The organism is Salinicoccus cyprini, from assembly GCF_007713705.1.
Classification (GTDB): Bacteria; Bacillota; Bacilli; order Staphylococcales; family Salinicoccaceae; genus Salinicoccus; species Salinicoccus cyprini.
In genome coordinates this window covers 1-16,271 of sequence record NZ_VMSJ01000003.1, presented here as the reverse complement: position 1 = coordinate 16,271, position 16,271 = coordinate 1, and the positions used below count along the sequence as shown (strand labels likewise).

Annotated in this window: 19 protein-coding genes and 1 rRNA gene; 16 read left to right on the top strand and 4 right to left on the bottom strand. The window is 47.6% G+C overall.

What is annotated here, in order from left to right; genetic code table 11:
- Window positions 1–31 precede the first annotated feature (31 nt).
- The 8 genes from FO441_RS07875 (at window position 32) to FO441_RS07845 (ending at window position 5,674) form a co-directional block, all read left to right on the top strand.
- Window positions 32–229, top strand: a complete 198-nt coding sequence (locus FO441_RS07875; protein ID WP_145288326.1) for a DUF1128 family protein — start codon at window positions 32–34, stop codon at window positions 227–229.
- A gap of 13 nt (window positions 230–242) precedes the next feature.
- Entirely contained in the window at window positions 243–1,475 is a 1,233-nt protein-coding gene (locus tag FO441_RS07870; protein WP_145288323.1) for an aminopeptidase, read from the top strand.
- A gap of 71 nt (window positions 1,476–1,546) precedes the next feature.
- On the top strand, window positions 1,547–1,702 hold the full coding sequence (locus FO441_RS12585; RefSeq protein WP_186365507.1) for a hypothetical protein: 156 nt from the start codon (window positions 1,547–1,549) through the stop codon (window positions 1,700–1,702).
- Between the two features lie 101 nt (window positions 1,703–1,803).
- Complete coding sequence (locus FO441_RS07865) at window positions 1,804–2,313, top strand: acyl-CoA thioesterase (protein WP_145288320.1); 510 nt, start codon at window positions 1,804–1,806, stop codon at window positions 2,311–2,313.
- Between the two features lie 10 nt (window positions 2,314–2,323).
- Window positions 2,324–3,118: a RecX family transcriptional regulator gene (locus FO441_RS07860; protein WP_145288317.1), complete on the top strand. Its 795-nt coding sequence runs from the start codon at window positions 2,324–2,326 to the stop codon at window positions 3,116–3,118.
- Window positions 3,087–3,407 (top strand): YfhH family protein, encoded by a 321-nt coding sequence (locus FO441_RS07855; protein WP_145288314.1) that lies wholly within the window; start codon window positions 3,087–3,089, stop codon window positions 3,405–3,407. Before FO441_RS07860 ends, FO441_RS07855 begins: the two co-directional genes overlap by 32 nt.
- Before the next feature lie 4 nt (window positions 3,408–3,411).
- A complete protein-coding gene (locus FO441_RS07850) occupies window positions 3,412–4,905 on the top strand; it encodes a hypothetical protein (protein WP_145288311.1) in 1,494 nt (497 codons plus the stop codon).
- Between the two features lie 10 nt (window positions 4,906–4,915).
- The gene (locus FO441_RS07845) at window positions 4,916–5,674 is read left to right on the top strand and encodes a hypothetical protein (protein WP_145288309.1); all 759 of its coding nucleotides are present in this window, start codon (window positions 4,916–4,918) and stop codon (window positions 5,672–5,674) included.
- Between the two features lie 22 nt (window positions 5,675–5,696).
- On the opposite strand, the gene FO441_RS07840 is transcribed toward FO441_RS07845, so the two are convergent.
- Window positions 5,697–6,674, bottom strand: coding sequence for a metal-dependent hydrolase (locus FO441_RS07840; protein ID WP_145288306.1), 978 nt, complete (start codon window positions 6,672–6,674; stop codon window positions 5,697–5,699).
- A 50-nt stretch (window positions 6,675–6,724) separates the two neighbouring features.
- Here FO441_RS07840 and mutY point away from each other — a divergent pair, with 50 nt between their 5' ends.
- The 4 genes from mutY (at window position 6,725) to FO441_RS07820 (ending at window position 10,783) form a co-directional block, all read left to right on the top strand.
- Entirely contained in the window at window positions 6,725–7,753 is a 1,029-nt protein-coding gene (gene mutY / locus FO441_RS07835; RefSeq protein ID WP_145288304.1) for an A/G-specific adenine glycosylase, read from the top strand.
- Window positions 7,754–7,815: 62 nt separating this feature from the next.
- On the top strand, window positions 7,816–8,361 hold the full coding sequence (ntdP, locus tag FO441_RS07830) for a nucleoside tri-diphosphate phosphatase (RefSeq protein ID WP_145288301.1): 546 nt from the start codon (window positions 7,816–7,818) through the stop codon (window positions 8,359–8,361).
- 56 nt (window positions 8,362–8,417) lie between these two features.
- Window positions 8,418–10,154, top strand: a complete 1,737-nt coding sequence (locus FO441_RS07825; protein ID WP_145288298.1) for an ABC transporter ATP-binding protein — start codon at window positions 8,418–8,420, stop codon at window positions 10,152–10,154.
- Between the two features lie 14 nt (window positions 10,155–10,168).
- Window positions 10,169–10,783, top strand: a complete 615-nt coding sequence (locus FO441_RS07820; RefSeq protein ID WP_145288295.1) for a DNA-3-methyladenine glycosylase — start codon at window positions 10,169–10,171, stop codon at window positions 10,781–10,783.
- A gap of 37 nt (window positions 10,784–10,820) precedes the next feature.
- On the opposite strand, the gene FO441_RS07815 is transcribed toward FO441_RS07820, so the two are convergent.
- Entirely contained in the window at window positions 10,821–11,933 is a 1,113-nt protein-coding gene (locus tag FO441_RS07815) for an FUSC family protein (RefSeq protein ID WP_145288292.1), read from the bottom strand.
- A gap of 11 nt (window positions 11,934–11,944) precedes the next feature.
- Window positions 11,945–13,237 (bottom strand): glutamate-1-semialdehyde 2,1-aminomutase, encoded by a 1,293-nt coding sequence (locus FO441_RS07810; protein ID WP_145288290.1) that lies wholly within the window; start codon window positions 13,235–13,237, stop codon window positions 11,945–11,947.
- 143 nt (window positions 13,238–13,380) lie between these two features.
- Here FO441_RS07810 and bcp point away from each other — a divergent pair, with 143 nt between their 5' ends.
- The 3 genes from bcp to perR all read left to right on the top strand — a co-directional run bounded on the left by bcp (window position 13,381) and on the right by perR (window position 15,294).
- Entirely contained in the window at window positions 13,381–13,830 is a 450-nt protein-coding gene (bcp, locus tag FO441_RS07805; RefSeq protein ID WP_145288288.1) for a thioredoxin-dependent thiol peroxidase, read from the top strand.
- On the top strand, window positions 13,831–14,775 hold the full coding sequence (locus FO441_RS07800; RefSeq protein ID WP_145288284.1) for a D-2-hydroxyacid dehydrogenase: 945 nt from the start codon (window positions 13,831–13,833) through the stop codon (window positions 14,773–14,775).
- Between the two features lie 90 nt (window positions 14,776–14,865).
- Window positions 14,866–15,294 carry a peroxide-responsive transcriptional repressor PerR gene (gene perR / locus FO441_RS07795; protein WP_370637571.1) on the top strand — a complete coding sequence of 143 codons (429 nt, stop codon included), beginning with the start codon at window positions 14,866–14,868 and terminating at the stop codon, window positions 15,292–15,294.
- A gap of 50 nt (window positions 15,295–15,344) precedes the next feature.
- On the opposite strand, the gene FO441_RS07790 is transcribed toward perR, so the two are convergent.
- Window positions 15,345–15,734: a DUF2614 family zinc ribbon-containing protein gene (locus FO441_RS07790; RefSeq protein ID WP_145288278.1), complete on the bottom strand. Its 390-nt coding sequence runs from the start codon at window positions 15,732–15,734 to the stop codon at window positions 15,345–15,347.
- A 416-nt stretch (window positions 15,735–16,150) separates the two neighbouring features.
- Between FO441_RS07790 and FO441_RS07785 the strand changes: the two genes are divergently transcribed.
- Window positions 16,151–16,271, top strand: a 16S ribosomal RNA gene (locus FO441_RS07785); the annotation flags it as partial.

Here is a 16,271-nt window from a genome sequence, read left to right as displayed (position 1 = left end):
ATGACACGATCGAAGGATGGAGGAATGGGAAATGCAGAAAGCAGAGATGCTCAAGGAGATTGAAGAAGCTTTGAACGTAGTGAACAAAGGCCTCTTCAATCCGGATGATTTTGATGACAGCAAAACTGAAGAAATCAAGGATATACACGAAATGGTGACCTCGAGAAACCAGATTACGGCAATCGAACAGTCGGCGATCATTGAAGAACTTTCAAAACTGAGGAAATAAAGGAGAAATCTAAATGACACAACAAGAAACAAAACTGGATAAGTATGCAGATCTGCTTGTTGATATTGGACTCAATGTACAGAAGGACGGCCGTGTTTTCATCAGAGGCGCGAGCGATGCATTGCCGCTGATCAGAAAAGTCACAGAGAAGGCATACGAAAAAGGGGCAAAGGAAGTCAAGGTCCTCATGTCGGATGATGAACTGACGAAGCTGCATGCCAAGCACCAGTCGAAAGAGGAACTCAGCACCATCCACCAGTGGTCGATCGACGAAAGAATGTTCTATTCCGATGAGAAGGCCGGTTTCCTGAGCATCACTTCATCTTCACCTGAGCTGATGAAGGACGTGGATCCGGAGAAGCTTCAGGCCATGCAGGTGGCATCCGGCAGGGCATTCAAGGATTTCTCGAACCGCATCCAGTCGGACTACCACAGCTGGTGTGTGGCCGGCTATCCATCTGTGGAGTGGGCAAGGCTTGTATATCCGGATCTTGATGATGAAGCGGCTGTTGACGCACTCATGGACCTTATCCTGTATACTGTCCGTGCCGACTTGGAAAACCCTGTCGAAGCATGGGAGCAGCATGACGCCACGCTGCATGAGAAAGTCGACTATCTCAATGGTAAGAAATATAAGTCCCTCAGATATGATGCGCCGGGCACCGATCTTGTCATCGGCCTGCCGAAAGGCCACCTGTGGGCCGGTGCATCCAGCCTGAACGCGGACGGTCAGAAGTTCATGGCGAACATGCCGACAGAAGAAGTGTTCAGTGTGCCTGAGAAGACACGTGTCGACGGTTATGTATCCAATACGCTGCCGCTCAGCTACGGCGGTAATCTGATCGACGACTTCAAACTGACATTCGAAGATGGCAAAGTCGTCGACTTTGAAGCGGGGCAGGGGTACGAGATGCTCGAGAATCTGCTCAATACGGACGAAGGTGCAAGATATCTGGGCGAAGTGGCACTTGTGCCGAATGATTCACCCATCTCGAATAAGGGTAGATTATTCTATAACACTTTATTCGATGAGAATGCATCCTGCCACGTTGCACTTGGCAGTGCCTATTCATTCTGCATCGAAGATGGAAAGAATATGTCCCGTGAAGAACTCGAGCAAGCTGGACTCAACGATTCCATTACGCACGTCGATTTCATGATCGGTTCAGCCGAACTGGACATCTACGGCATTACGGATGATGGCACAGAAGAAAAAGTGTTCGAAAAAGGAAATTGGGCTTTCTGATTTGTATAGTACAAATCGCGCCTTTGTGATAAAATATATCCAATAGGATAAGTTTCAGAGGAGGATTTTCCATGGGTTATGCAATGATGGTACTCATAATGCTGGCGTTTCTATTCGTCATATTCACATTTGCCTTCGTTCTCCACCACTTCCTGTCAAGATCACTTCCAGGCAAGGATGCACTTGTGATCGATACACCGGAAGAGGCGCTCGAACGCAAATTATAGTAGATTTCAATAGAAAGCATCAAGAAGGGATTAATCATATCCCTTCTTTTTTAGTACTGGAATTATGCTATTATAGTAGTGTTTGGAATGGAGGAGATACTATGCAGAAAAGAATGTCGGAATCGTATACTGTTAAAACTTCGAACGTCATGCCTCCGGATACGAACAGCCACCATACACTCTACGGGGGACGGCTGATGGAATACATAGATGATGTTGCGTCGATTGCAGCGCGCCGCCACTCCCGTGCCAAAGTAGTGACCGCGTCGATCGACTCCGTGGATTTTCTTGAGCCGATCAATCTGGGGGATGTTGTCATCCTCGAATCCATGGTGACCCATACGGGCAGATCATCCATGGAGGTCCTTGTCAAAATATCGAAGGAAACACTTGAAAACGACTGCGAACGTAAACTGGCCGCTTTCAGCTTCCTTACTTTCGTAGCACTGGATGATGACTACAATCCGATTCAGGTGCCGGAACTGATTCCGGACAATGAACGGCTGAAGTGGCTCGATGAGACGGGTAAGGAACGCTCGGAGCATCGTCGTCATAGAAGAGAGCGCTCCAAGGCACTGCGCGAATTTTTTGCGACGGATCTTCTCGACTAGGAGGGATGGCATGCAGATAAAGAAAGTGGCACTGGATAAGAACAGCATGTATGAAATACATATGGATGATGGTACTTCATTCAAGGCCCATGAGGAGTCTGTCGTAAAGTACAGGCTGATCTCGGACAGGGTGCTTGAACCCGAGGAGTATCAGGAGATCCTCCGGGCCATCCAGTATGATCAGGCCTATGTCAAAGCCCTCGGCTATATCAGCTTCAAGCTGCGCAGCGAGCAGGAGATCCGAAAATATATGGAAGCGGACTACCACCCCGATATGATTGATCAGACTGTCACCAGGCTTAAAGAGGAAGGCTATATCAATGATGCCCACTATGCGAAAGCATTGAAGAATACGATGCTGTCCACAACGGATAAAGGGCCATTCGCACTGCAGCGTGAACTGAAGAAGCACCATATTGATGAAAACATCATCAAAAAGAATGTTGAGGCGTTCAGTGCGGAAGTGGACAGCGACCGCATGAACAAGCTTAAGGAGAAGCAGCTGAAGCGCCATAAAGGTGCCTACAGGCAGTTCAGAATGAAGCTGACCGAAAAACTGCATCAGAGGGGATATGGCAAAGCGCATATCGAACTGATCGATTTTGATGATGATTTCGATGAAACGGCCCATTTCGATAAGGATTTCGAAAAGTATTTCAATAAGTATCAAAAAAAGGAAACAGGCTTTGCCCTGAAGCAGAAACTGATACAGGCACTGATGAGAAAAGGGTATGGCTACGACTTAATTCAGGAAAAGTTAGGCGGTATGGATGATGAGACCTTTGAATACCATGACGAGACGTGAACTCGAAGCATATATTGGTGAGAAGCGGGAAGCAATGAGAAAGGCTGAAATGCTGGGTGTTGAAAATGAATACAGAGTCCTTGAAAGACAGGTGCTCATTGCGGAAAGCTATTTCGTCGACCTCTCTCTGATCGAGCCGGGCAAAATATATAAGATCATCAGCAACGAAGACCACTTTTTCAAGGTGGAGTACATCAAAGGGATTTTTGCCTGGGGATTTTTCGTCGGAGGAGAAGAGAAAGAAGCAGGGATTCCTGTAAGTATGCTGCAGCTCAGTAAGAGAGGATGATCATATGCAGAACATCATTCTACTCAGAGCACTGAATCTGACATACGCCAAGGAGCCGAAAAAACTCGGAGATCGTATTCTTGGACGGGAAGAAGGGCTGCTTCTGAAGGATGTCTCCTTCCACCTCTACAAAGGGGAAGTGCTCGGCATCCTATCCGACTACAAGACGCTGCACTATCTGAAGGAAGTCGTCAACGGCAGCCTGGACACGAAAAAAGGAAAAGTGAAGACGGAAAGCTCGGTGCTGAGTCTGGATGTTCTGGATCACGTAAATCATCCTCACGCCCTCTCCATGTTTGCTACAGAAATACTGGACGAATACTTGAAGACGGAAGAGGTCGAAAAGGCTGTGGAAGAGCTTCAGGCTCAGGCACTTTTCAGCAGACACTGGAAGACCCCGGTCAGAGATCTTTCGCGTCGGGACGTTGCACTTGTGCTGCTTGAGCTCTCCAAATTTGCGGATGCTGAGATCATCATCTACTGCAATATGTACCGCCATCTGACCAAAGATGATGCGGCGGCCTTCAAAGCGACCATCAATGAACAGGAAAAAAGGGAGCATGGGGTACTGCTGCTCGAAAGCAATATCGAACCGATCGAGATTCTCGCCAACTACTTCCTCTGGCTGAGCTATGGCCAGATACGCTACGATGGCAACGTCAAGCAGGGGATTGCGGAATACGCTGCCTACATGAAAAATAAGAGCCAGATCAAAAATGTGGATGAAGAAGCCCTGTTTGATCTTGAATGGAAACGGAATGTAAGCGAATATGGCCGGTATGCGCACGGTCTGAAACGACTGAGCAGGAACCAGGCCAGCCCGATCGACCGGTTCAATATCAGGAAGATCATCATTTCCCTTGTAGTCCTGTTTACCATGCTGATGGCAAGTATCGTCATTTTCATGGATATTTCGTTTACAGGCGCCGCGAGCGCCGGGCAGGAGCAGACGGTGGTGATTCCGGAAGAGGAAACAGATGACAGGATTGCCTACGGAATAAGTACCGAGGGCAGCATGGAAGTCGGTGGGGATACCTATCCCTACATGTCCATGCTCCGGGTCAGTGATAGAAGTGATGCGGGCTATACTGTCGTGAACGGTGAAGCAACGGAAGAAGTGGATTCCGGTTCGCTCATCTACTTCAACCCCGCAAGCCTCTATCCGGAAACGACACTCGAGGACCTTCTGCCTTATACGGACGAAGTGTTTGAAAACAACTATCTGTACTATTCGAGATTCATCAACAGGGACAGCAGTACTGTAATGGATACGATGAGCCTGTCTGCTTCAAGCGACATGCATGCGGAACTTTCCGGCATACCGATCACCTACCACTTCAGGGAGGGCATCATATTCTCCATGTCCTTCCCTGCGAGAAATCTTGAAGGCATGTATGAAGCGTTCGGCGTCTCGACAGAGAATGTCATATTCCGTTTGCCAAGCGGCTATATGATTCTCGACGCTTCGAACGAGACATGGCTGTATATCAACCGTTAGGAGAGGTGCTATGAACCATAAAATGAAATACTTGTACCGTCACTTCTTCAAACAGACAGGCTACTTTTCGTCACACAACCTGACACCTCTGCTGATCTATGCCATCGGACTTATGTTCCTGTTCATCTCGATGTCCATGCTGGATGAGTCGGGGGTCATGGAATATCTCTATACACTGACAGGACTGATGGCTGCAGTATGGCTGTTCAGTATGGCCGTGCTGAATCGGAATGCAACGTTCTACAAAGATTCGGTCGTCAAGGTGAACTATATTCCTCTTTATTTGAGAATACTGCCGACGACGGTGTTCCAGACGTTCATCTTTCTTATATTCACTGTGCTGTACAGTGCTTTTGCTGCACTTGTCATCCAGAACTGGCTGATAGACATCTTTACGCTGCTGTACTACGTACTGCTCGGCGTCATACTGATCATCCCTTTTACATTGCTCTATCTGTCCGTGGAGATGAAAAGAAGCAACGCTATGAACATCCTTGTATTCATCGTCCTGGTGGTTGCTGTTCCCATCATGTATCTGCCTGAGGATATCGAACCGTGGCTCCAGAACCTGCTGAGTCTGAATCCATTCTACTATGTCATCAATGGTCTGCAGTCGAATGCGGTCCATGCAGGCTGGAACATCAACCGGCTGCCGCATGATATTCTGTTCTTCGCACAAGTCATACTGCTGTACTTATGGATGTTCGAATACTACAGAAAGATCAAATTTTCATTATATCAGTATCTAAAAAAGCGACCGGGCGAATGACCCAGTCGCTTTGTTCGTCATATCAGCTGCCGAGAAGCTTCTTCTGGAGCTTGCTTTCTGTAAATACCCATCCCGTATAGCTATGGAGCACTTCATGGGTCTCCCGGTCCACCTGCATGATGCAGACGAAGGGGTAGTGGCCTTCCTTCAGATATCTCAAATCAATATATCTGATTTCCACCAGCTTGTCCGAAATGTCGGTGACTTCATAGCGGTAGATGGAGGAAAAGAAAGTGAATGCCTTGAAGTTCTCATCCTGCTTGATGCTTTTGAATCGCTCCTCTTCGATCGGCTTGCTCTTATTGAAGCGGTCGTAGAAGATGATATTGCCGCGGAAACTGCGTCCTACATAATAGGCCTTCTTTGTCACAACGACAATGCGCCATTCGAAATAGTGGATGGTCGGCATGCAGAACAGCCGGCTGATCTCCTCATTCGGCAGCTGTCGGGTGACTTTCGTTACGAGGGAACGCTGCATCATGTAGCGTGCAATATAATAGATGGCGAGCACTGCATAAAGTCCGATGAACAGCAGTACCGGCATCCCTGTAAAATACCATAATATGAAATACAGGACATGCAGCAGCAGTATGGGGACATCAATCGTATTGATGATGCCGATCTGGATCCATATATGCCTGAGAGGCCGCAGTGCCTGTGTGCCGTAGGAATTGAAAATATCCACAAACACGTGCATGAAAACTGCAAACTGGATCCATAAGTACATGTTCAGTGCAGGCAGGTCGAAAAGCAGCACGCTCAGTGCGGTAAGCAATACCGGCCAGATGAAGAATGTAAATGGCAATGAGTGGGTGATGCCCCGGTGATGGGTGATGTATACAGCATTATTCTTAAGTTTCATTACCGTATCAACGTCAGGTACGAGGGACGCACCGACTACAGTAGTAATAAACCCGACGGAGACGGGATCTATGGATGGATCGATGGCGGCCAGACCAACGATTGTACCGCCCATCAGTGTATGTGTTAGAGTATCCATGTTCATTCTCCCCATTCAAGTGACATAATTAACAGAGGAAGGTGTCAACCATGCTGAAAATTTCAGAGTTCAATCATAACCTGTTGGGATGGTACCAGTCCAATAAAAGAGCGCTGCCCTGGCGGCAGACACAGGATCCATACCGCATATGGCTGAGCGAGGTCATGCTGCAGCAGACTCAGGTCATTACTGTTATACCCTATTATGAGAAATTCATAACCCGCTACCCGGATATCGACAGCCTTGCAGATGCCGATGAGGAGGCGCTGCTCAAAGACTGGGAAGGGCTCGGCTACTATAATCGGATCCGCAATTTCCAGGCAGCTGTCAGAGAGGTGCGGGACAGCTATGGTTCTGTTGTGCCGGACCAGCCGGAAGCATTCTTCAAGCTGAAAGGCGTAGGACCGTACATAGGGGGTGCTGTGCAGAGCATCGCCTTCAACCATCTGCTGGCTGCAGTGGACGGAAATGTGCTGCGTGTCATATCGAGACTCGATGCAGACAGAAGAGATATGACCAAAGCGTCCGTCCAGAAAGACATAAAGCACCGGATAGAGGAGATCATTCCGCTCGAAGCGGGGGACTTCAACCAGGCACTGATGGAGCTCGGAGCCACCATCTGCACACCCCGTGCACCGAAGTGCATCATGTGTCCGGTGCAGGAGAATTGCGAAGCGTATAAGGAAAGCATTGTGGCAGAACTTCCGGTCAAAAAGAAGGCGAAGCAGAAGAATGAACTGTACTACAACGTCTATTTCATTCTGAACGACCGCGGGGAAGTGCTGCTCAGAAAACAGGAAGGGACGCTGCTGCAGGGAATGTATGAACTGCCGAAGTATGATGTGGATACATCCATCGAATCGATCGGCGAGGAACTGGGCATCGATGTAGATACATCAGGCGTGCACATCGGCAGCAGCAAGCATGTGTTCACCCACCAGGTATGGTACATGGAAGGGTATATGCTGCACACCCGGAGTCCACACCCCGGTTTCGTCCCGCTCAGAGAAGTGGAGAATCTGCCGATGAGCAGGGCCATGCAGAAGCTCTACAGGCTGTTCGAATCTGAAAACGGATGAATGTGAATGTATGTCCGGCTATGCTATAATATAGTAGTATTATTCTAAAGGTGGTGTGGAATATGGGTCTGGAATCCATACCGAAAGAGGGCAGCAAGGTCAAGATTCAGAGCTATAAGCACGATGGTAGCATCCACCGTGTATGGTCCGAAACCACAATTCTCAAAGGTACGGATCATGTCGTCATCGGAGGCAACAACCGCACGCTTGTCACCGAAAGTGATGGGCGGACATGGGTGACCCGGGAGCCGGCAATCGTCTATTTCCACGTCGAGTACTGGTTCAATGTCATCTGCATGTTCAGAGAAGACGGCGTATACTACTACTGCAATCTATCATCTCCTTTCATCTATGATGAGGAAGCACTGAAATATATCGACTACGACCTCGATATCAAAGTCTATCCGGACGGCAAGTATCATCTTCTCGATGAGGATGAGTACCGTCTGCATAAGAACCGCATGAAATACTCCGAGGATATCGATCGGATACTCAGACATAATGTCGATGTGCTTCAGCAGTGGATCGAAAGGAAAAAAGGACCCTTCGCGCCGGACTTCATAAAAGTGTGGCAAGGACGTTTCAATAATGATTTCAAATCATACTAAAGATCAATCAACTATCCGGTTGATTGTTTTTTATGTCAGTAAAGGAAGTATTTTTTGTGATAAGACGCTATTTGCAATTTGTTAAACCCTATAGATGGCTGATTGCTCTGACGATTGTCATCGGGGTGCTGAAGTTCGGAATTCCGCTTCTTCTGCCGCTGCTTATCAAGTATACAATCGACAGCATCATCATGCCGGAAGGGTTGAGTACAGAGGACAAGGTGAACATGCTGATCCAGGTACTGCTTGTGTTCTCCTTCATCTTCCTCATCATCCGGCCGCCAGTCGAATACTTCAGGCAGTATCTCGCCCAGTGGACAAGCAATAAGATCATCTACGATATAAGAAAGAAGATGTACAGCCATCTGCAGATGCTGAGTGCCAAGTTCTATTCCAATAATAAGGTCGGCGAAGTCATTTCCCGTGTCATCAATGACGTTGAACAGACGAAGGACTTCATCATGACGGGCCTGATGAACATCTGGCTCGACCTGGTGACGATACTGATCGCTCTCGCAATAATGTTTGCGATGAATGGTGAGCTGACACTCGTGTCGATCATCGTCTTCCCGTTCTACATTTTTGGCGTGTGGTTCTTCTTCGGCAGGCTGAGGAAACTTACAAGAAGAAGATCGCAGGCACTGGCGGAAGTACAGGGATTTCTCCACGAACGCATCCAGGGAATCAACGTCATCAAAAGCTTTGCAGTGGAAAAGAATGAATCGGAACGTTTCAATGATAAGAACGGTAATTTTCTGAACAAGGCAACGGATCATGCCAGATGGACAGCGAGAAGTTTTTCGGTCGTCAATACCATAACCGATGTCGGCCCTCTGCTTGTTGTCGGTTATGGTGCCTACCAGGTGATCCAGGGTAACCTGACAGTCGGTACTCTGGCTGCGTTCATCGCCTATCTGGATAGGCTCTATGGACCACTCCGCAGACTCGTATCCTCATCCACGACTCTGACACAGAGTATCGCATCAATGGACAGGGTATTCCAGCTGTTCGATGAGAAATACGATGTAAAAGATCGTCCGGGTGCTCGTGAGCTTAAGCAGACTGATGGCAACATCGAGTTCCAGGATGTCGGATTCAGCTATAATGGAGAAGATACGGACACTTTGAACCACATCAATTTCAATGTGAAGAGTGGGGAAACAGTCGCATTTGTCGGAATGAGCGGTGGCGGAAAATCGACGCTGGTAACCCTGATTCCACGTTTCTATGATGTGACATCAGGGAAAGTGAAACTTGACGGTACGGACATCCGCGACTATACAATTGAATCCTTGAGGAATAAAGTCGGAATCGTCATGCAGGATAACGTACTCTTTTCCGACAGCATCAAGGAGAACATTCTTCTCGCCAAACCGGACGCTACGGAAGAGGAGATGCTTGAAGCTGCCAAACGGGCGAACGCACACGACTTCATCATGAGCCTGCCTGAAGGCTACGAAACAGAAGTGGGTGAGCGTGGTGTCAAACTGTCAGGTGGGCAGAAGCAGCGGATTGCCATTGCCCGGGTCTTTCTGAAGAATCCGCCGATCCTCATTCTCGATGAGGCCACCAGCGCGCTCGACCTGGAGAGTGAAAGCATCATCCAGGAAACGCTTCTGGAACTGTCCCAGAACAGGACGACCATAGTCGTCGCGCATAGGCTGTCGACCATCACCCATGCCGATCGCATCTTTGTAATGGTCAATGGCCAGATCAGGGAAGCCGGTTCGCATGCTGAACTAATGAAGAAGCAGGGAGACTACTATAATCTCTACAGCATACAGAATCTATAGTAAAGGATGTCGCCATGGCTGAAACGTTGGATATAAGTTTTCTGGCTGATGACACACTGGAAGCAGCAAGGCGTCTGCTCGGTGTTCGACTGACTACATGCATCGACGGTGTCATGACCAGTGGTTTCATCACCGAAGTTGAAGCATATCTCGGAATTGAAGACCGTGCCGCTCATACTTTCGGTGGCAAAAAGAATAAGAAGAACGAAATGATGTTCAATGACTATGGCCATGTCTATGTCTATACGATGCATGGCCATCATTGCATGAACATCCTGACAAGAGAGAAAGAGCATCCTGAAGGAATACTCATCAGGGGACTCGAGCCGGATGTCGGTCGAGACATCATGATTGAAAGGCGCGGTCGGGAAACGGGTCTCACTGATGGTCCCGGCAAACTGACCAAATCCATGGGTGTACGCCGAGAACTGCACAATGGCATGGAACTGAACAACGGTATTCTTACACTTCAGACAGGCCGTGTGCCTGCTGAAATCGAAGCGACGCCGAGAATCGGCATAGACAATAAGGAAGAGGCGGTGGCCTACCCTTACCGCTTCATTGTCAAAGGGAATCCGCACGTCAGCAGATTCAGAGGCAGGCCGTCGGAGAATAATGGATGGCAATAGAAAACAGGCGCAGGAATTAATTCCTGCGCCTGTTCTTTTATATATCGAGTGTCTCATCCTGTATGTTGATCTTGTTCTTGTCTCCGTGGAAGCGGAAGAAGCTTGTTGTCAATCTGTCCAGGCGATCCAGTGAATTGGAATATTCATGGATGGATGATATGACTTCGAGTATATTTTCGTACTGCATTTTTTCTTCAGGTGTTTTCGCCTGCTGATAGAGCATGACGAAATCATCCATCATGGAATTCTCAAATTGTACGTCATTGTCATATATTCCGCAAGGTGCGTCAGGACGGATCTTTTCAGTAATCTTCATGAAAATCTGCTCGTGGTAGACCATCAGGCGGTCCATCTCGTGGCGGATGCGGTATTTGAAGTCTTCATCCAGATGGTTATAGTCGTTCTCATAACGGTTCAGTTTTCTGAGCAGTTCGAACGTCCGCCTTGTGGAGGCAATCAGATGTCTGAACAGTATTTTACGACGGGCATCGGCAAAGTTGTTTCTTCTGAAGTAGTTCTTCTCTTCACGGTACCAGAGATACATGGTTTCGAGCGTGACAACGCGTGTACGCAGCGACTCGATATCCTTCTTGACAATCTGGAATTCGCTGACTGCATTCAATTCAAGACGAATCCATTTGAATATATCACTCGTGATGTTGAAGCAGTTATGATACATCTTGGTTTCGTACTTCGGTGGGATGAAGAGCAGATTGACCACAAGTGATGACAGCACACCGATCATGACCAGTGCAAAACGTACACCTGCTGCTTCAAGAAAATCTGTGGTGGTGGAGCTTTCTATGACGGTCGGTGCATCCATGATGGCAATCATTGTTACGACGGCCAGTGTGGATACGCTCTGCAGATTGAAGAACAGCAGGACTGCCAGGACAAGTATGACGGTCAGACCGATGACGATCATATTGTGGCCGAACAGCAGGACCATGACAATTGCAGCTATCGCGCCAAGGGTATTGCCCTGGAACTGGTCCCACGTATTCATGACCGAGCGATGAACATTCGGCTGGAGGGCAAACACCGCAGCGATTGCAGCAATCAGTGAGGGTCCAAGTCCGAGCATTTCTGCTATGAACAGTGTGAGGACGACAGTGACACCTGTTTTGAAAACTCTAGCACCAAAGCGCATGGTACCCTCTCCTATAGATCATTTTTGAAAACTTCTTCAACAATGGCAAGTGTCTCCTTGATATCCGCTTCAGTATGCTCCGTTGTCAGGAACCAGGCTTCGTATTTGGACGGGGCAATGTTGACCCCTCTTCTTATCAGTCCATTGAAGAATTTGGAAAACATTTCTCCATCGCTCGCTTCAGCCATGGTGTAGTTGGTGACGGTCTCATCGGTGAAATAGATGGTCAGGGCGCCGACGAGGCGGTTGATTGTCGCCTTGACCTCATACTTCTGAATCAGGTCGAGCAGTCCATCTTCTAGCATTTTGCCGAGTGCATCAAGATTTTTGTACACATCAGGCTTGCCGAGCACTTCCATGCATGCCAGTCCGGCAGCCATGCTGAGTGGATTGCCTGCCATCGTGCCTGCCTGGTAGGCCGGGCCGAGCGGGGCAACACTTTCCATGATATCTTTTCTACCGCCATATGCGCCGATCGGTGTGCCGCCGCCGATGATCTTTCCAAGTGCAGTGAGGTCCGGCTCTATATTGAGCAGCTGCTGTGCTGAACCATAAGTGAAGCGGAATGCGGTAATGACTTCATCATAGATGACGAGCGAGCCATTTTCGTGGGCAACTTTGTTTATTTCTTCAAGGAAGCCCTCCATCGGTTCGACAATACCGAAGTTGCCAACGATCGGTTCGATGAGTACCGCAGCAATTTCATCACCGAAGTGGTTCATTGCTGTTCTGAAATCTTCGAGGTTATTGAAAGGCACGGTAATGACATCTTCCGCCACACCTTCTGGTACGCCTGCCGAATCGGGAGTGCCGAGCTGGGAAGGGCCGCTGCCGGCTGCGACAAGCACGAGGTCGGAGTGGCCATGATAGCACCCTTCAAATTTGATGATTTTATTTCTCGATGTATAGGCGCGTGCAACCCTGATTGTCGTCATGACTGCTTCAGTACCGGAATTGACGAATCTGACACGTTCAAGCGATGGAATCGCATCTCTTATTTTGCGGCCGAACTCGATTTCAAGCTCTGTCGGTGTGCCGTAGAGTATGCCCTTGCTGCTCTGCTCAGCAATGGCTTCATGGATGCGGGGGTGCGCATGCCCCGTAATGATGGGTCCATAAGCGCCCAGGTAGTCGATATAGCGGTTGCCATCGACATCATGGAGATAGGCGCCTTCACCTCTGTCCATTACGATGGGCGCACCATTGCCTACTGCCTTGTAGGAACGGGAAGGGGAATTGACGCCTCCGAGTATGACTTCATCAGCCTGTTTCTGGAGTGCTTCGGATCTCTTGTGATCGTACATATATTTCATCCTTTGATCTGTATTTTACACAATGTGTATTCTACCACATTCCGGACCGTTAATTAAGGAGGGACTTCTGTTGAGAGGCGCGTGAAACTCGGGTATTATCATTATTATGAAGGTATATTCAAGGAGGCAGACATATGGAGAAGTTCCCGGAATTCGAACTTGAAAATCAGAACGGAGAGAAGATAGGCAATAAAGATCTCGAGGGAAAGACTGTCATCTATTTCTATCCTAAAGATAATACACCCGGGTGTACGGCGCAGGCATGCGACCTGCGGGATAATCTGGACTATCTGAACGAACTGGATGTCAAAGTGTATGGAGTGAGCGGCGATTCCAGAAAGAAGCATCAGAATTTCATAGAGAAGAATAACCTGAACTTCGATCTTCTTGTCGATGAGGACTTCAAACTCTCTGAGGCACTCAATGTTTATAGGATGAAAAAAGTTTTCGGCAAGGAGTCGAAAGGCATTGTCAGAACGACTTTCATTGTAGACGAAGACAGCAATATTCTAAAAAGGTGGGATAACGTCAAGGCGAAATCCCATATCGACGAACTCAAAACCTATCTGAAAGAGGAAGCATAGATGAAACATATACTGTCGACTGTCAACTTGAGACCGCATATGATTGAAAAAATGGAAGAAAAGCACCCGGAACTTGAATACCGCTTCAGAAAAACTGCGGAAATGACGGATGAAGACCGCGAATGGTGCGAAATTTTCATTACGTACGGCTCCAACTTCAACGAAGATGATGTAAAAGCTTTCAAAAACCTGGAATGGATGATGGTCATGAGTGCAGGACTTGATGATCTGCCGCTTGAACGGCTTGATCATGTCCATATCACGAATGCAAAAGGCATTCATAAAATACAGATGACCGAGTATACTGTCGGGCTGCTGCTTTCGTTCTATAAGGATTTCAACCAGCTGAAAGCGGATCAGAACAATGCCCATTGGCGAAAGAATGCAAGGACGGAAGAAATCTATGGCAAAACCGTCCACCTGCTCGGTACCGGCAGCATAGGTGCCCATCTGGCCAAAGTGCTCCGTGTCTTCGGTACAGAAGTGGTGGGCTACAATACGACAGGCCACGCGGTGGAAGGCTTTGACCGGACGCATTCCATTGGTGAACTTGAGCAGCATATCAATGAAGCGGATATCATCATCAATATTCTGCCGAGTACAGATGAAACAAGAGGAATGCTTGAAACGGATCTATTTGAAAAAATGAAAGAAAGTGCGGTATTCGTCAATATCGGACGTGGTGACATCATGACCGATGAAACCATCTCGCAAGTGCTTGAACAGGGCATGATCCGACATATGATCTTGGATGTATTCAATCAGGAGCCGCTGCCCGGGAATCATGTATTCTATACTTATGACAACTTGACCATCACGCCGCATGCATCATCCAAAACCGAAGGATACCTCGAGCGCGGCTTTGAAATCTTTGCCTATAACCTCGGACATATGGATGATCCCGAGTCGATGAAGAATATCATTGACAATGGCAGGGGATACTGAACAAAGTGATTTGACAATCAATTTCAGTACAAAGTACAATGAGTGTACTACAGTAGTCAGTTAGAGAAGGAAGGTATCAATATGAAAATGATGGATGCCAATGATCAGTTCACTGAATCGATCGATGCACTGAAGAAAACGGGTGTACGGATTACACCGCAGAGAAAAGCAGTGCTCATGTATATGATAGAAACAGAGGAACACCCGACTGCTGATGATATATTCAAAGCGCTTTCCAGTGAATATCCAAATATGAGTGTCGCCACTATATACAACAATCTGAAGCTTTTCAAGGAGACGGGGCTCGTCAAGGAGCTGACGTATGGGGACGCTTCAAGCCGCTTCGATTTCATCACAGATACCCATTATCATATCATCTGCAGCAATTGCGGCAAGATTACGGACTTTCATTATCCGGGGCTTGAGGAAGTGGAACAGCTCGCAGGCTCTGTCACGGCATACGATGTGAGTCATCATAGACTTGAAATCTATGGTGTATGTCCGGAATGCAGGGAATAGGAACAGTTCAATAATCGTAAACAGAAATGAGCAGGGGATATATCCCCTGCTCATTTCTGTTTCTTGTCGTTCAGTTCTTCTATCGCCTTTTTTCTGCGGTGGTCTACGTTGTAGTCGAGAGAGAAGTCTTCTCCTTCAAGTTCCTTGTCGATCGTCAAAGGTTCCTTGCAGTGCTGGCAGAAGTCGACGTGTCCCAATATTTTAGTATGCTTCTCGCAATTCGGACATTGGACGGTAATGGCGCGTGTGCTGATCATACCCACCCAGAAGTAGATGACGAAGCTCAATATGATGGGAAGCATTCCTATAAGAAGAAAGATGCTGAAGACGAGCGGGTACTCCCTGAAGAATACACCGAGATACATGACTCCCATACCTATAAAGATCAGGGCCAGTGCATAGCCGCGAATACGTAGTATCTTATTTCCTGGTTTCTTCATAAAACAATTCACCTCTGAAATTCATTATATACAAGTTATAGCATTTATGATAATCTAATATTTAGCATTTAGTGAACAACGCACGCAAACAAAAAGACTTTAAAAAAGTTCAATAAAGTCGTTGACACTGAGCTGTCTACTTGGTATGATATAAAAGTCGCCAAAACACGGACGACACAGACACCGAAGAAACACAGAAACATTTTCTTTCATAAAAATATTCGAAAGTGTAAAATTAACGCTTGAATAATTTCGAGAGATGATGTAACATGGTAAGAGTGTTAAAAAGAACGACGCAACAACAGAACATTGAAAACTGAATGACAATATGTCAACGTTTAATTCCGATAAACGGATGGCTACGGCCATCCACTTGGGCGCCAAGTAAAAACGCAAACGGAGTCAGAGAGCTTCCAATTATGGAGAGTTTGATCCTGGCTCAGGATGAACGCTGGCGGCGTGCCTAATACATGCAAGTCGAACGCGCGGATCAGGAGCTTGCTCCTGTGACGCGAGTGGCGGACGGGTGAGTAACAC

What these genes read in the sequence shown, in the direction of transcription:
- FO441_RS07865 (WP_145288320.1), top strand. Translation starts at nt 1,804, where the DNA reads ATGCAGAAAAGAATGTCGGAATCGTATACTGTTAAAACTTCGAACGTC.
- FO441_RS07850 (WP_145288311.1), top strand. Translation starts at nt 3,412, where the DNA reads ATGCAGAACATCATTCTACTCAGAGCACTGAATCTGACATACGCCAAG.
- FO441_RS12585 (WP_186365507.1), top strand. Translation starts at nt 1,547, where the DNA reads ATGGGTTATGCAATGATGGTACTCATAATGCTGGCGTTTCTATTCGTC.
- FO441_RS07790 (WP_145288278.1), bottom strand. Translation starts at nt 15,734, where the DNA reads ATGAAGAAACCAGGAAATAAGATACTACGTATTCGCGGCTATGCACTG.
- FO441_RS07860 (WP_145288317.1), top strand. Translation starts at nt 2,324, where the DNA reads ATGCAGATAAAGAAAGTGGCACTGGATAAGAACAGCATGTATGAAATA.
- FO441_RS07840 (WP_145288306.1), bottom strand. Translation starts at nt 6,674, where the DNA reads ATGGATACTCTAACACATACACTGATGGGCGGTACAATCGTTGGTCTG.
- FO441_RS07875 (WP_145288326.1), top strand. Translation starts at nt 32, where the DNA reads ATGCAGAAAGCAGAGATGCTCAAGGAGATTGAAGAAGCTTTGAACGTA.
- FO441_RS07810 (WP_145288290.1), bottom strand. Translation starts at nt 13,237, where the DNA reads ATGTACGATCACAAGAGATCCGAAGCACTCCAGAAACAGGCTGATGAA.
- ntdP (WP_145288301.1), top strand. Translation starts at nt 7,816, where the DNA reads ATGGGTCTGGAATCCATACCGAAAGAGGGCAGCAAGGTCAAGATTCAG.
- bcp (WP_145288288.1), top strand. Translation starts at nt 13,381, where the DNA reads ATGGAGAAGTTCCCGGAATTCGAACTTGAAAATCAGAACGGAGAGAAG.
- FO441_RS07870 (WP_145288323.1), top strand. Translation starts at nt 243, where the DNA reads ATGACACAACAAGAAACAAAACTGGATAAGTATGCAGATCTGCTTGTT.
- FO441_RS07845 (WP_145288309.1), top strand. Translation starts at nt 4,916, where the DNA reads ATGAACCATAAAATGAAATACTTGTACCGTCACTTCTTCAAACAGACA.
- FO441_RS07815 (WP_145288292.1), bottom strand. Translation starts at nt 11,933, where the DNA reads ATGCGCTTTGGTGCTAGAGTTTTCAAAACAGGTGTCACTGTCGTCCTC.
- FO441_RS07855 (WP_145288314.1), top strand. Translation starts at nt 3,087, where the DNA reads ATGAGACCTTTGAATACCATGACGAGACGTGAACTCGAAGCATATATT.
- FO441_RS07820 (WP_145288295.1), top strand. Translation starts at nt 10,169, where the DNA reads ATGGCTGAAACGTTGGATATAAGTTTTCTGGCTGATGACACACTGGAA.
- mutY (WP_145288304.1), top strand. Translation starts at nt 6,725, where the DNA reads ATGCTGAAAATTTCAGAGTTCAATCATAACCTGTTGGGATGGTACCAG.
- FO441_RS07800 (WP_145288284.1), top strand. Translation starts at nt 13,831, where the DNA reads ATGAAACATATACTGTCGACTGTCAACTTGAGACCGCATATGATTGAA.
- perR (WP_370637571.1), top strand. Translation starts at nt 14,866, where the DNA reads ATGGATGCCAATGATCAGTTCACTGAATCGATCGATGCACTGAAGAAA.